The sequence below is a fragment of the Neptuniibacter sp. QD72_48 genome (genome assembly GCF_047778065.1).
In the GTDB taxonomy this organism is placed as follows: Bacteria; Pseudomonadota; Gammaproteobacteria; order Pseudomonadales; family Balneatricaceae; genus Neptuniibacter.
The window spans coordinates 3477673-3491129 of record NZ_CP180547.1 but is presented as its reverse complement, the minus strand read 5'-3'; the positions used below and the strand labels follow the sequence as shown (position 1 = coordinate 3491129).

15 protein-coding genes are annotated in these 13457 nt (G+C 46.7%); 5 read left to right on the top strand and 10 right to left on the bottom strand.

The features are described from left to right. Positions 1-100: 100 nt before the first annotated feature. Complete coding sequence (locus tag ACMXYX_RS15970; RefSeq protein ID WP_415906276.1) at positions 101-1078, top strand: alpha/beta hydrolase; 978 nt, start codon at positions 101-103, stop codon at positions 1076-1078. Between the two features lie 30 nt (positions 1079-1108). Here ACMXYX_RS15970 and serA read toward each other — a convergent pair whose 3' ends face one another. The 3 genes from serA to ACMXYX_RS15955 all read right to left on the bottom strand — a co-directional run bounded on the left by serA (position 1109) and on the right by ACMXYX_RS15955 (position 3792). Then, positions 1109-2341, bottom strand: coding sequence for a phosphoglycerate dehydrogenase (gene serA / locus ACMXYX_RS15965; protein WP_415899390.1), 1233 nt, complete (start codon positions 2339-2341; stop codon positions 1109-1111). Between the two features lie 227 nt (positions 2342-2568). Further along, positions 2569-2850, bottom strand: coding sequence for a pyrimidine/purine nucleoside phosphorylase (locus tag ACMXYX_RS15960; protein ID WP_415882641.1), 282 nt, complete (start codon positions 2848-2850; stop codon positions 2569-2571). A gap of 57 nt (positions 2851-2907) precedes the next feature. Further along, a complete protein-coding gene (locus tag ACMXYX_RS15955) occupies positions 2908-3792 on the bottom strand; it encodes a LysR family transcriptional regulator (RefSeq protein ID WP_415906833.1) in 885 nt (294 codons plus the stop codon). 91 nt (positions 3793-3883) lie between these two features. Here ACMXYX_RS15955 and ACMXYX_RS15950 point away from each other — a divergent pair, with 91 nt between their 5' ends. The 4 genes from ACMXYX_RS15950 to ACMXYX_RS15935 are packed head-to-tail and all read left to right on the top strand — an operon-like array spanning position 3884 to position 7001. Then, positions 3884-5089 carry an MFS transporter gene (locus ACMXYX_RS15950; protein WP_415906275.1) on the top strand — a complete coding sequence of 402 codons (1206 nt, stop codon included), beginning with the start codon at positions 3884-3886 and terminating at the stop codon, positions 5087-5089. A gap of 31 nt (positions 5090-5120) precedes the next feature. Further along, on the top strand, positions 5121-5783 hold the full coding sequence (locus tag ACMXYX_RS15945; RefSeq protein WP_415906274.1) for a fumarylacetoacetate hydrolase family protein: 663 nt from the start codon (positions 5121-5123) through the stop codon (positions 5781-5783). A 3-nt stretch (positions 5784-5786) separates the two neighbouring features. Beyond that, complete coding sequence (locus tag ACMXYX_RS15940) at positions 5787-6572, top strand: DUF2927 domain-containing protein (protein WP_415906273.1); 786 nt, start codon at positions 5787-5789, stop codon at positions 6570-6572. A 9-nt stretch (positions 6573-6581) separates the two neighbouring features. Next, positions 6582-7001: a CopD family protein gene (locus tag ACMXYX_RS15935; RefSeq protein ID WP_415882636.1), complete on the top strand. Its 420-nt coding sequence runs from the start codon at positions 6582-6584 to the stop codon at positions 6999-7001. A 30-nt stretch (positions 7002-7031) separates the two neighbouring features. On the opposite strand, the gene ACMXYX_RS15930 is transcribed toward ACMXYX_RS15935, so the two are convergent. The 7 genes from ACMXYX_RS15930 to argS all read right to left on the bottom strand — a co-directional run bounded on the left by ACMXYX_RS15930 (position 7032) and on the right by argS (position 13386). Next, positions 7032-7652, bottom strand: coding sequence for an SCP2 domain-containing protein (locus tag ACMXYX_RS15930; RefSeq protein ID WP_415902206.1), 621 nt, complete (start codon positions 7650-7652; stop codon positions 7032-7034). A 21-nt stretch (positions 7653-7673) separates the two neighbouring features. Next, positions 7674-8432, bottom strand: coding sequence for a bifunctional demethylmenaquinone methyltransferase/2-methoxy-6-polyprenyl-1,4-benzoquinol methylase UbiE (gene ubiE, locus ACMXYX_RS15925; protein ID WP_415906272.1), 759 nt, complete (start codon positions 8430-8432; stop codon positions 7674-7676). Positions 8433-8595: 163 nt separating this feature from the next. Beyond that, on the bottom strand, positions 8596-8976 hold the full coding sequence (locus tag ACMXYX_RS15920) for a gamma-butyrobetaine hydroxylase-like domain-containing protein (RefSeq protein ID WP_415882633.1): 381 nt from the start codon (positions 8974-8976) through the stop codon (positions 8596-8598). 28 nt (positions 8977-9004) lie between these two features. Next, positions 9005-10336 carry an ATP-dependent protease ATPase subunit HslU gene (hslU, locus tag ACMXYX_RS15915; protein WP_415882632.1) on the bottom strand — a complete coding sequence of 444 codons (1332 nt, stop codon included), beginning with the start codon at positions 10334-10336 and terminating at the stop codon, positions 9005-9007. A 20-nt stretch (positions 10337-10356) separates the two neighbouring features. Continuing rightward, positions 10357-10887 carry an ATP-dependent protease subunit HslV gene (gene hslV / locus ACMXYX_RS15910; RefSeq protein ID WP_415882631.1) on the bottom strand — a complete coding sequence of 177 codons (531 nt, stop codon included), beginning with the start codon at positions 10885-10887 and terminating at the stop codon, positions 10357-10359. 161 nt (positions 10888-11048) lie between these two features. After that, entirely contained in the window at positions 11049-11696 is a 648-nt protein-coding gene (locus ACMXYX_RS15905) for an SPOR domain-containing protein (RefSeq protein WP_415899382.1), read from the bottom strand. Between the two features lie 4 nt (positions 11697-11700). Continuing rightward, on the bottom strand, positions 11701-13386 hold the full coding sequence (gene argS, locus ACMXYX_RS15900; RefSeq protein WP_415906271.1) for an arginine--tRNA ligase: 1686 nt from the start codon (positions 13384-13386) through the stop codon (positions 11701-11703). Between the last annotated feature and the right edge of the window lie 71 nt (positions 13387-13457).

Below are 13457 nucleotides of genomic sequence, written 5' to 3'. Positions count from 1 at the left end.
TTATATTCGGTATAAATTGAGCGAATGGCTGCGGTATTAGCTAAGGTTAAGTATGAAATGATCACCTAAGTTGTGCGGGAATGTCCCTAAGGTGGTGTCTATGACCTTATTTGATCGTGATCTCCTCGTTAAAGGGCTAAGGCCTTATATTGAAACGGGGTTTGGAATACCGAGCGAAAGTGTTCGTGCGTATTTAGCCTGTTATGGCTTATTGGATATCGCAGAAAAATCCAATTATCGGATTGGCTGTATAGCGCTCGATGAAGTTTCTGTGACCCTGCAATCCTTCTCGGTTTTAGACCGTTCCCGTAACCGCGGAACAGTTGTATTGGTGCATGGTTATATGGACCATGTTGGCTTATATCAGCACCTGATTGATGACCTTTTGAAAAGCGGGTTTGATCTGCTCTGTTATGATTTGAGTGGTCATGGTTTATCCGATGGTGATCCGCTGGCTGTGGACGATTTTCAACACTATGCGACTCAGCTAGCGGAGCTGCTGGCGAGTTTAGATCAGGAGCTATCTTACCCGGTTCATTTAGTTGGTCAGAGTACAGGTGGGGCGGTGGTGATGGCGCATCAGCTACTGTTTACCGATCAAACTATGCCTTCCTTGGGTGAGCGAGTGTTGTTGGCACCCTTAGTAAGACCAAGCCTGTGGCGCAGCATACAGCGCAAATTTCGCTGGCTGAAATACGTATTACGCCGAGTGCCGAGACGTTATAGCCAAAACTCTCATGACGATGATTTTATTCGCTTTCTACGGGAAGGGGATTGTTTGCAGCACCGCGAAATCCCTGTGAGTTGGGTAGGCGCTATGTTGGCGTGGGGGGATTGGATCGAAGCGCATCTGCCTGTACCGGGGCGCATTCATATGATTCAGGGAACCCTCGATAGTACGGTCGACTGGCAGCACAATATGGCTGTATTGGGTAGGCTTTATCCTGAGATGGAGTTAACGTTGATTGAGGAGGCGAAACATCATCTGGTGAATGAAACACCGCAATACCGGGATCAGGTGTTTAATCAGATTGAGTCGATATTTAAACGCTGGGAAAACGAAAACGGGCAGCCCTAGGGCTGCCCGTTTTGATCAAATCAGATCAACTTAGAACAAGCGACGGCAACGGATTGTGCCTTCGATCTGCTTCAAGTTTTCTAGTGCTACAGAAGAGCAATCTGCATCAACGTCTACAACTACATAACCAACTTTCTCGTTAGTCTGTAGATACTGACCGCTGATGTTAACGCTGTTTTCAGAGAAGACAGTGTTGATCGCAGACATAATGCCCGGCACGTTGTTGTGTACGTGAAGTAGACGGTGAACGTGTGGGTGCTCTGGTAGTGCAACTTCTGGGAAGTTAACAGACGTGATAGAAGAACCGTTATCACTGTACTTGATCAACTTCTCAGCTACTTCGTAACCGATGTTTTCCTGAGCTTCCATCGTAGAACCGCCTACGTGTGGAGTTAGGATTACATTGTCATACTCACGTAGTGGTGAGATGAATTCGTCATCGTTAGTACGTGGCTCAACTGGGAATACGTCGATAGCCGCGCCTAGTAGACGACCAGAATCTAGTGCTTTACATAGTTCATCGATTACAACAACAGTACCGCGAGCAGCGTTAAGGAAGATGGAACCTTGTTTCATCTCAGCGAACTGAGCTTCGCCCATCATATCTTTAGTTGCTGGCGTTTCTGGTACGTGTAGAGAAACGATGTCACTCATGTTTAGAAGCTCTTTCATAGAGCCAACTTGAGTTGCGTTACCTAGCGGAAGCTTAGTGACTACATCGTAGAAGTAAACATCCATACCCATTGCTTCAGCAATAACGCTTAGCTGAGAACCGATACTACCGTAACCTACGATACCTAGCTTCTTGCCACGGATTTCGTAAGAGTTTTTAGCAGACTTCTGCCACTCACCACGGTGAGCTTTAGCGTTTTTCTCTGCAACACCGCGAAGCAGAAGAATTGCTTCAGCGATTACTAGTTCTGCTACAGAACGAGTGTTAGAGAAAGGTGCGTTAAATACCGCAACACCACGCATCGTAGCGGCTTCCAGGTTTACCTGGTTAGTACCGATACAGAAGCAACCAACAGCTACCAATTTTTCAGCAGCTTCAAATACTTCTTCAGTTAGCTGAGTACGGGAACGGATACCGATAAAGTGAACGTCCTTAACGCGCTCAATCAACTCTTCTTCTGGTAGAGAACCAGTTAAGAATTCGATGTTGGTGTAACCATTCTGATTAAAAGTGTCCACCGCAGATTGGTGTACGCCTTCCAGAAGCAAAATTTTGATTTTGCTTTTATCGAGAGAGGTTGTTTGGCTCATGGTGTGCAGCTCTTTAATTTGCGTGGCTTTTTCTAGTATCTAGGAGGGCCACAGGTTTAAACGCTTTAAAATTAAGCGCGAATATTAGCACAGCCAAAGTTGAAAAGGATGAATGAAAAGCTCAGATTGGCGGAAAAATATTCATCTTGAGATGAGGTGGATTGCATGAAGGTGATATTTGGGGGAGATAGGCTTCTATATTGAGATTATAGAAGCCTTGTTTTTCCTTAGCCGTAGAAGCAAAGGTAAGCTGTTGCTTGCTCAACTTTAAGCTGGAAGCTTTGGTTCGCTGCAACTTTAAATTCAGTGCCTGTTGGGAAAGACTGGAACTCTTCGCTGCCAGGTAGTTTAACGATTAGCTCACCGCTAACTACTTTCATTAGCTCGTCTTCGCTTGTGCCGAATTCGTATTCGCCTGGTGCCATTACGCCAGAAGTTACTTTACCTTCGCTGTTTTCGAAGCCGATAGATTTTACTTTGCCGTCAAAGTATTCGTTTACGTTCAGCATGTTTGATCTCCTAAAATTTGCGCGAATCATAAAATTAAATGCTAATCGCTGCAAATTTCAGGATTTAATTGGGCTGTTTTCCAACACAAAATCGACAAAAGTTTGGTTAGCCTGAGATAGATAGCCATCTTTACGCCACGCGATTGAAAGGTCTAACCAGACTGGTTTTGTGAAAGGGCGCGCCACTAATCCTGGTTCATCTTCGATTACCATCGCCATCAGGGTTGAGATGGCATAGCCCTGTTTAACTATCGATTTAATCAGAGGGATCAGGTTAGTCTCAAAGCTGATCTTGGGCGTGATGCCCGCCTGTGCCGCCAGATCATCGACTACATTGCGGTGGAAAAAGCCGGTATTAAACATCACCAGTTCCTCCGCAAATAGTTGTGAATATTCAATGCTATCTAAACTGGCAAAGGGGTGGTCGAGCGGTGAGATCACCATCATCTGTTCTTGCAGAAAGACTTTGGATTCTAGATTCTTACTGGGGATAGATTTATCGACGATAACCGCTAAATCGAGTTCCCCTTGCTCTAACAGTCGTTGTAGTTTGCCTGCGCCGCCATCAATAACGGTTAATGTCAGTTGTGGATAACGATGCCGAAACGCCATCAAAATAGGCGGAAAATAATAAGAACCAAGCATGCTTGGAATGCCTACGCGTACTTCGCCTTTGAGCAAGCCTTTCAGCTCCTGCATCTCCAAAATGGCATCTTCGGTAGCCTGTAAAATCTTATTGGCATGGCGATAAAGGTGTTCACCTTCATCGGTCAGGCTGATTTTACGATCGTATCGATGTAGAAGTTTTAGATCTAACTCTTCTTCTAGCTTTCTGATCGCCATACTCATTGCAGGCTGTGCAATGTGTAGCTTTTCAGCGGCTTTAGTAAAGCTGTTGAGATCGGCAACGGTTTTGAAATAGCGTAGGTGTTTTATATCCATCATCATATTTTCTTATCAAAGCTATAAGAAGTATATATTTTTATGATGGCTTTGCGATTGCTAGTCTTCCACCACGAATGAGAGGTGGAACATGATCGAAGCAGGTACAAGTCAATTTTGGCGCGCAACTATGGCCTTATGCATAGGCTCTTTTATGGTGTTTGCCAATCTCTACATCACGCACCCTTTGCTACCGATGTTGGCGGAGGAGTTTGAGATTAGTCCACTATTAGCCAGTTGGAGCTTAACAGTGACTACTTTGACCTTGGGTTTGTCTTTGTTGGTGTTTGGTCCCCTATCTGATGCCCTTGGACGCACGCGGTTGATGCTGATGACGATGTGCGGGGCAGTGCTTTGTAGTTTTGTTTTGTCACAGATATCTGATTTCAGGTGGTTGCTGTTCTGGCGAGCATTACAAGGTATTTGCTTAGCGGGTTTGCCGGCTATCGCGATCGCTTATATGGGCGATGAGTTCACAAAAAAAGGCTTAATTGCCGCAGTCGGTTTGTATATCAGCGGCAACACTTTAGGGGGCATTGGTGGGCGCCTTATAGGTGGTTTTGCCGGTGAACTGTTCGGATGGCAGGAAGCATTCGCCTTGATGACCTTCATTAGCTTCTTTTGTCTATGTTTGTTTGTTTGGTTGTTACCGCCATCAGAGAATTTCAGCGCAAGAAAGGTCGTGCCAACTCAGATGATGACAGATGCCTATCAGCATCTGTCTAATCCTCTGTTGTTACTAGCTTATATCGTTGGCGGACTTAACTTCTTTATCTTTATCAACCAATACAGCTATGCGACATTTCTGCTTGCTGATGAGCCCTATTACCTATCGGCGGGGGTGCTTGGATTACTATTCCTGACTTACCTCAGTGGTACGGTGGGCGCTGCGTTTTCTGGGCGTATTGCTAAAAATATTCCGCAGCCATTAGTCATGGCTATGGGGATCATTATCTTGATGGCCGGTACGCTGCTGACTCTTCAGGGTAGTTTATGGGCGATCATTTTAGGCTTCTTGGTCAGCGCCTTTGGTTTCTTCTTGGCTCATTCCTGTGCAAGTAGCTGGGTTAGCCATACTGCATTGCACGCTAGAGCGACAGCTTCGTCTATTTATCTGCTGTTCTACTATCTGGGGGCTAGTAGCGGTGGCTTCTATTTAGACCCGTTTTGGCACTCGTGGGGCTGGGATGGTGTGGTCTTTGGTTCTTTGGTTATTCTGCTGATTACTTTGCTATCCAGCTTAATGCTCTACTATAAAACAAGCGTAAAACTGGAGCGCTGTGCGGCAGGGGGGTAAACTTCACCCCACGACAATTAAAGGAGTACCTATGAGCTATCAACACAGTAATGTCGACGGAGATTTGGTAAACCTGCCAACGGGTAAAGTGATTTGTGTCGGTCGTAACTATGCCGATCATGCTGCAGAGCTGAATAATCCTATCCCTACCGAGCCTATGTTGTTTATCAAGCCCGCTACGAGTGTGGTTGATATGACTCAGCCGTTTACTGTGCCGCAAGGGCATGGTTCTGTTCATTTTGAAACGGAGATGGCGATTCTGATTGGTTCTAAACTGAGTAATGCGTCTGAAGAAGAAGCGAAAGCGGCGATTAGCGGCGTGGGCTTAGGGTTAGATCTAACTTTCCGTGATCTTCAAGGAAAGCTAAAAGAGAAAGGTCATCCGTGGGAGAAGGCGAAAGCGTTCGATGGTTCATGCCCGCTCTCTCCTTTTATTGCTCCAAATGTAGTTGCCGATCTACAAGACGTAGAGATCAAATTGACCGTTAACGGTGAGATCCGTCAGCAGGGCAACAGTGCAGCTATGTTGAATCAAGTGTTGCCGCTTCTTAGCCATGCTAGTGAGTTCTTTACTCTAGAGCCGGGTGATGTAGTGTTAACCGGCACGCCTGCAGGTGTAGGCCCCGTAGTACCTGGAGATAAGCTTCAGGTAGAGCTGACAGGTCTGCTTTCCGTAACAACAGAAGCTGTGTAATACGTGAAAAGCTTCGTTCTGTTTATTGCGTTATTCAGCGCGCTATTTACCTTACCTGCGGCGGCTGTTGATTCTGCTGTTCGCTGGCAGCAGCCTGAGTTTATTCTGCAGGCTTTTAAAGAGGTGGCGCTACGCAATGAATACAGTCTTCAAGGGCGTATGGTCAGACGCTGGAATAAGCCAATTCGGGTGTGGCTGGATCACCAAGTGCCCGACGCTGAGGTGCATACCAGTTTGGTAAATATGCACCTCAAACATCTGTCCGAGATAACTGGTTTATCGATTAAGACCGTCAGTCGTAAACAGGACGCTAACCTGATTATGGTTTTTACTAAGCAGTCTTTGTGGAAACGTCAGGTAGGTGAGCTCTTTGGTAAGCGTGCGGAAAAGATCGTTCATGGTGCGGTTTGCATGGCGAACTTCCGAGTGAATGGCCGCTATGAGATCGATCAAGCGGCGGTAATTATTCCGGTTGATCAGGCTAGGATGCATGGCAAATTAGTTACCTGTATCGTTGAAGAGATCACGCAGGTGATGGGTTTGCCAAACGATTCGGAAAAGGTTTATCCCTCTATCTTTAATGATCGTACGCCAGAGACGCTATTGTCTGGTTTAGATTACCTTTTGCTCAAGCTGCTCTATCAGCCGGTTCTTAAACCGGGTATGACCGAAGAGCAAGCCTTACCTCTGTTGAAGAAGGTTATTTCTGAATGGCAGAGTGACGGTACGATTCAATCTGCTCAAAAAATTGTTAAGCGCGGAGAACTCTATCCGCTGCTCGGTTACTAAGGAATTTGTATGTCGTTTTTGTGGATAAAAGTCTTTCATATTCTGGCGATGACCAGTTGGATGGCAGGTATCTTTTACCTGCCACGTATCTTTGTTCATTACGTTGAAGGGCGTGAAGCAGGGCAGGATGTTGCTCGATTAGAGATCATGGCCGGTAAGCTCTACGGCTTTATGAGCATTATGGCGATCTTCACCTTAGGCCTAGGTTTATGGCTGATGTTTGGTTACGGCATTGGTGGTGGCTGGATGCATGCAAAACTGACGTTTGTCGGCTTGCTGATCGGCTATCACTTCTGGTGTAAAGCGTACTTAAACAAAATGAGAGCGGGAACTTTAGATCGCAGTGGTCGTTACTTCCGTCTGTTTAACGAACTACCGTTACTGATCTTTATTCCAATTTTGATCTTTGTTGTCGTAAAACCGTTCTAATTCAGAACGAATGGAGCAGACGTTGGTAACTTAAGCTTTGTGCTTTGCCAGCGTTTGTTCAACGCGAGCGGCCAGACGCTCAGCTCTTTCTTGAAGTTGCTCAACTTCATTGGTGAAAAGGTCCATCTCTGGACGTGTAGGGATAAACCTTACTTCCTCTTTCACAAACTCATCCAAGTTGTGGATAAAGCTAGAAGCACTGTTTTTATACCATTGAGCTTTCCAAGCTGTGTACAGGGCTACTTGGTGTGCAGGAAGGTCGCCAATCACATCACCTAGCATCGCTTCCCAATCAATTTGAGCGTCGCTCAGAATCTGTTGGAAACGGGTAGCTAAAGCGCTGTCACCGCTGACCTGAACCGTCTTGCCAAACATCGCATCAGACTTATCTTTGCTGGTTAGCAGAGTGATAAAGTCGGCGGCGTTACCACGAAGCGTAGTTGTCGGTTCATCGTTGTAAACCGATTGGATCTGAAGGCCATCGGCATTAGGTAGTAGGTAAAGGTTAAGCGCAGGTGAAGTGCACTCAATCGCAATCACTTTGCCTGTTAGGCGCTCAAGATGTTGCAGGGTAACCGGGTCACGTTTGAGCAGTTGGTTGCATACCGTTTCTGCAGTCGTGAAGAGGGTAGCTTGAAGCATCTCGAGCATGAGTTAAATCCTAAAAAGCGATTAAGGCTTGATACCTGTGTGTAGTGCCACGATGCCGCCAGTCATGTTCTGGTAGCGGCAGTTTGTCAGGCCAGCATTCTGCATCATACCTTTCAGGGTTTCCTGATCTGGGTGCATGCGGATGGACTCAGCTAAGTAGCGGTAGCTATCAGCGTCGCCAGCAATTGCAGAACCCATGTGCGGTAGGATATTGAACGAGTAGAAATCGTACGCTTTAGTTAGCAGTGGGTTATCTGTTTTAGAGAACTCCAATACCATCAACTTACCGCCAGGCTTAAGTACGCGTGCCATAGAGCGTAGCGCTGCATCTTTATCGGTTACGTTACGAAGACCAAATGCGATTGTGATCACATCGAAGGTGTTATCAGGGAATGGCAGGGCTTCAGCGTTTGCTTGAACAAACTCAACGTTACCCGTTACACCTTTATCCATCAGCTTGTCACGGCCAACTTTCAACATAGAGTCGTTGATGTCAGCAAGAACAACTTTACCTGTAGGACCCACAAGGCGCGAGAAACGCATGGTCAGATCGCCAGTACCGCCCGCGATATCTAGGACGGTATTACCAGAACGAACGCCACTTTGTTCGATAGTGATTCGTTTCCAAAGACGGTGAACGCCGCCGGACATCAGATCGTTCATCAGATCGTATTTGCCAGCAACACTGTGGAAGACATCAGCAACACGCTGTACTTTTTCCTCTTTTTTGACGTTTTCAAAGCCAAAGTGAGTGGTGTTGTCGTTGTGTTGATCTGCCATATCCGGATGTCCTGAAAATCTTAGATTAGAAGGGGATTTTAACCTTATCTACTGAAATTGTCTGCGATTGAAGAGGGATTATTTTAGGTAGAAGTCACCCAGAAATAAAAAAAGGGCTATTAATGAATAGCCCTTTTTAGTGTTTATGATCGATCTGGAAAGCTTATCGGCCGATAGCGATCATACCGCCATCGCGTGATTCGCCAGCATCTGCGAGTTTCTGAAGATACTCTTGCCAATACTGATCGTGATTGTAAGCAAGGTCATGTAGGCAATCCCAAGTATAGATACCGCTATCATGACCATCATCAAATACAATCTTTAGAGCGTAGTTACCGCTAGGTATCAACTCTTTAATGCCTACCAGCTTTTTGCCAGTTTGCAGCACGCCATTGCCGATGCCATGGCCGCGCACTTCAGCAGATGGAGAGTGCACGCGCAGGTACTCGGCACTTAGCTCAAAGGTTTTATCCTCATAGCTTAATTCCAGCGTGCGAGACTTCTTGTGCAGCTTAATCTGTGTCGGTAATGGTGCTTTAGACATCATCTTACTCCCAGTTACAGGGTCCTAATTACAGGATGTAGTGGCTTAGGTCTTCATCTTTGCTTAGCTCGCTAAGCTGCTGATCAACAAAAGCTTTGTCTACTTTGATAGTCTGACCAGAGCAGTCTGATGCAGCAAAAGAAAGCTCTTCTAGTAGACGTTCCATCATTGTGTGTAGACGACGTGCACCGATGTTTTCTGTGCTTTCGTTTACTTCAAATGCCAGTTCAGCGACACGATGAATACCTTCATCCGTAAACTCAACGCTCACGCCTTCAGTACCAAGTAGCGCTGTGTACTGATCAGTCAGCGACGCATTTGGCTCTTTCAGAATACGGCGGAAGTCTTCTGGTGTTAGAGCGTTTAGCTCAACACGGATAGGCAGACGACCTTGCAGCTCTGGGATCAAGTCAGATGGCTTAGCTAAGTGGAATGCACCGGATGCGATAAACAGAATGTGGTCAGTTTTGATCATGCCGTACTTAGTGCTGACTGTGCAGCCTTCGATTAGCGGCAGCAGGTCACGCTGTACACCTTCACGAGATACGTCACCGCTGCTGTTAGAGCCACCTTTGCAGACTTTATCGATCTCATCTAGGAAGACGATACCGTGCTGTTCAACTAGCTCAACTGCAGATTGTTTCAGCTCATCTTCTTTAACAAGGTTCGCTGCTTCTTCATCGGTTAGGGCTTTAAAAGCATCTTTGATCTTCAAACGGCGAGACTGTTTCTTACCACCGCCCATGCCAGAGAACATGCTTTGCAGTTGGTTAGTCATCTCTTCCATGCCCGGAGGCGCCATGATCTCAACACCCATCTGTGGCTGAGCCACTTCGATGTCGATCTCTTTATCGTCTAGTTGGCCTTCACGTAGTTTCTTACGGAATACCTGACGCGTAGCGCTGTCTTCGCGAGTAGGTTCTTCGCCAAAGTTTGCAGGACGTGCTGGTGGTAATAGGGCATCAAGAATACGCTCTTCTGCTGCTTCTTCAGCTTGGAAGCGTACTTTATCCATCTCCTGCTCACGCAGCATCTTGATCGACATATCAACCAAGTCACGGATGATGGTTTCTACGTCACGACCAACATAACCGACTTCGGTAAATTTAGTCGCTTCAACTTTGATGAACGGTGCGTTAGCTAGTTTTGCTAGACGACGTGCGATCTCAGTTTTACCTACACCAGTAGGACCGATCATCAGGATGTTTTTAGGGGTAACTTCAGTACGCATCTCATCATCAAGTTGCATACGACGCCAGCGGTTACGAAGTGCGATAGCTACTGCGCGTTTTGCTTCGTCTTGGCCGATAATGTGACGATCCAGCTCGGATACAATTTCACGTGGTGTCATGTTAGACATAATTAGCTCCTGTGGCTGGATTACTGAACTGAATCAAGTTCTTCGATAGTCAGGTTGCCGTTGGTAAATACACAGATACCAGCAGCGATATGTAGGCTCTTCTCAACAATATCTTTAGCAGAAAGCTCAGTATTGTCGGTTAGGGCGCGTGCAGCAGCCAAAGCGAAGTTGCCGCCAGAACCAATAGCGATAACGCCATCTTCTGGTTCAATAATGTCGCCGCTACCCGAGATTAGGTACGTTTTTTCTTTGTTAGCAACCAGCATAAGTGCTTCAAGTTTGCGCAGCACACGGTCACCGCGCCACTCTTTCGCTAGGCTTACAACGGCATTGAAAATGTTGCCTTGGTGTTTCTCTAGCTGAGCTTCAAAAAGATCAAGTAGGGTAATTGCGTCAGCGGTACTGCCGGCAAAACCGGTAATTACATCGTGCTTAGGCAGAAGGCGAACTTTACGTGCAGTGCCTTTCATTACAGTGTTGCCTAGCGATACTTGGCCATCACCGCCTACAACTACTTTATCGCCACGACGTACGGATACTATCGTTGTCATTATCTGCTCCTAATGGGAGTGAATCTTAAACAGTGCGCTATAAATCGATGAAGCGTATTGCACTGTTTCTTTATAGGTTTAAAGAAAGATGGTGACTAAGAGATGAATTTCAAGGCTGTAAAAACAAAAAGCCCATCGACTTAAGGATGGGCTTTTAGCTTTTACTGTTTGATTCGCAAAGGCTGGATATTTTGCTGAACCAATTTGTCGTAGGCTTTAGATAAGCGCGAGCGGTTATCGAATGGGCCGACACGCACCCGATACCATTGGGTGCCGTCTTTACTGGTGCTGATATTGGTGTGGACGTTTGGCAGTCCAAGTAGTATCAACTGAGCGCGCATTCTCTCGGCATCGGCTTTGGCCTTAAATGAGCCGGCTTGTAACAGATACTTATGCTGAGTTTTGGCATCTTTCGGCGTGGATTTATACACATCCTTAGGTGCTTCAACTTCGCTCTCTTTAAGCATTTCGTAAAATTCGAAACGGCTCTTATCAGTTGACGCTGTCGACTTCTCAATCACCGGTGCCTGACTTTTAACTGGCTTTGATGGAGCTGGTTTCGGCTTTTCAGCCGTCTGAGCAGGCTTAGGCTTGCTGTTGGCCAGTGGCGTGCTGGCTTCGCCAGGATCAACCTTAGTTAGGTTATATAAACCGTAACCAAGGCCGCCCAGCAGCAATAAGGTTAACGCCAGTAGCCCAGTAGGAAAGCGCTTTTTCTGCTTAGCAGGGGCTCTCTTTGGGGCAGGCTTAGCGCGGCTAGCTGAAGCTTTACCACGCTTGGTTTTGGCGTAATCCTTACGAGATGCCATCTACTTACATTTGCTCCGGTGCAGATACGCCTAGTAGATCCAAACCGTTTGCTAGTACGTGACGTACTGCTACAGCCAGTGTTAGACGCGCGTTACGTACATCCGTATCTTCTACTAGAGTCTTCTCTGAGTTGTAGTAAGTGTGGAACTCTGCCGCTAGATCTTTCAGGTAGTTAGCGATCTGGTGTGGCTCACGTGCATTGGCTGCATTCTTAACCACTTCTGGGTATTTGCCCAGATTGATCACTAGGTTCTTTTCAGATTCTAGCTCTAGCTTATCTAGTGCAGCGATGCCTTCAGCTTCGTTCCACTCCAAGTTGCCTACGCTTAGTTTGCGGAAGATAGAGCAAACACGCGCGTGAGCGTACTGGATATAGTAAACAGGGTTATCAGCAGACTGAGAACGCGCCAAGTCGATATCAAAGGTTAGATGGCTGTCAGACTTACGTGCTGCTAGGAAGTAACGTGTTGCATCACGGCCTACTTCGTCGATTAGGTCGCGTAGGGTTACGTAGCTACCTGCACGCTTGGAGATCTTAACCTCTTCACCACCGCGCATAACGGTAACCATCTGGTGAAGTACATAGTCAGGCCAGCCTTGAGGGATGTCTGCTTTAAGTGCTTGAAGACCTGCACGTACACGTGTGATCGTGCTGTGGTGGTCGGCACCTTGTTCGTTGATAACCGTGTCGAAACCGCGCTGCCACTTATCAAGGTGGTAAGCCACGTCGGGTACGAAGTAAGTGTAACCGCCATCTTTCTTGCGCATTACACGGTCTTTGTCATCGCCAAAGTCCGTTGTGCGTAACCAAAGTGCGCCGCCATCTTCGTATGTGAAATCGTTTTCGATCAGCGTTTGAACGGCAGCTTCTACTTTGCCTTCTGCGTATAGAGAAGACTCTAGGAAGTAGACATCAAAATCTACTGCAAACGCTTTAAGGTCTAGATCCTGTTCGCGACGTAGGTAAGCAACAGCGAAGTGGCGGATAGATTCCAGATCATCTGCATCTTTAGCGCCAGTGAAAGACTGGTCTTCAGATTCAACCGTATCGCCAGCCATGTAGCTGTTCGCTAGGTCGATAATGTAGTCACCGCGGTAACCATCTTCAGGCCAGCTTGGATCATCTGGTGTTAGGTTTTTGCAGCGTGCTTGTACCGACAGCGCTAGGTTGTTGATCTGTTGACCAGCATCGTTGTAGTAAAACTCACGTGTCACATCCCAACCGTTCGCTTCCATGATGCGGCATAGGCAGTCACCTACTGCTGCGCCACGACCGTGACCGATGTGCAGAGGACCAGTCGGGTTTGCCGATACAAACTCAACCTGAACTTTTTTACCTTCGCCGTTATTGTTACGGCCGTAGTTGTTCTTCTGCTCCAGAATGTTTTTCAACAGAGAGCTAGTAGACGCACCACTGATAAAGAAGTTGATGAAGCCTGGGCCCGCAATCTCTGTGCGTTTTAGGTTGTCTGATGCTGGTAGTGCGTCAACCAATTTCTCAGCCAGTTGGCGAGGGTTGCAGCGAGCTGGTTTAGCTAATGTCAGAGCGATGTTAGAAGCGTAGTCACCATGAGATTTATCACGGGTGTTTTCCACCATGATTTTAGGTTCTACGTCGGCAGGCAAAGTGCCATTTTCAATCAGTGTCTTCAGGGCGGAGTCAATCAGCTCTGCAATTATCTCTTTCATTAGCGTACAAATACCGTTTGAAGTAAGTCGGTGAGCCCAAGGTCGATCAATTTGATCGGATGGGGCTTCAG

Bases quoted from the DNA above. Each gene is read 5' to 3' on its own strand.
- ACMXYX_RS15970 (WP_415906276.1), top strand. From the start codon at position 101: ATGACCTTATTTGATCGTGATCTCCTCGTTAAAGGGCTAAGGCCTTAT.
- serA (WP_415899390.1), bottom strand. From the start codon at position 2,341: ATGAGCCAAACAACCTCTCTCGATAAAAGCAAAATCAAAATTTTGCTT.
- ACMXYX_RS15960 (WP_415882641.1), bottom strand. From the start codon at position 2,850: ATGCTGAACGTAAACGAATACTTTGACGGCAAAGTAAAATCTATCGGC.
- ACMXYX_RS15955 (WP_415906833.1), bottom strand. From the start codon at position 3,792: ATGGATATAAAACACCTACGCTATTTCAAAACCGTTGCCGATCTCAAC.
- ACMXYX_RS15950 (WP_415906275.1), top strand. From the start codon at position 3,884: ATGATCGAAGCAGGTACAAGTCAATTTTGGCGCGCAACTATGGCCTTA.
- ACMXYX_RS15945 (WP_415906274.1), top strand. From the start codon at position 5,121: ATGAGCTATCAACACAGTAATGTCGACGGAGATTTGGTAAACCTGCCA.
- ACMXYX_RS15935 (WP_415882636.1), top strand. From the start codon at position 6,582: ATGTCGTTTTTGTGGATAAAAGTCTTTCATATTCTGGCGATGACCAGT.
- ACMXYX_RS15930 (WP_415902206.1), bottom strand. From the start codon at position 7,652: ATGCTCGAGATGCTTCAAGCTACCCTCTTCACGACTGCAGAAACGGTA.
- ubiE (WP_415906272.1), bottom strand. From the start codon at position 8,432: ATGGCAGATCAACACAACGACAACACCACTCACTTTGGCTTTGAAAAC.
- ACMXYX_RS15920 (WP_415882633.1), bottom strand. From the start codon at position 8,976: ATGTCTAAAGCACCATTACCGACACAGATTAAGCTGCACAAGAAGTCT.
- hslU (WP_415882632.1), bottom strand. From the start codon at position 10,336: ATGTCTAACATGACACCACGTGAAATTGTATCCGAGCTGGATCGTCAC.
- hslV (WP_415882631.1), bottom strand. From the start codon at position 10,887: ATGACAACGATAGTATCCGTACGTCGTGGCGATAAAGTAGTTGTAGGC.
- ACMXYX_RS15905 (WP_415899382.1), bottom strand. From the start codon at position 11,696: ATGGCATCTCGTAAGGATTACGCCAAAACCAAGCGTGGTAAAGCTTCA.
- argS (WP_415906271.1), bottom strand. From the start codon at position 13,386: ATGAAAGAGATAATTGCAGAGCTGATTGACTCCGCCCTGAAGACACTG.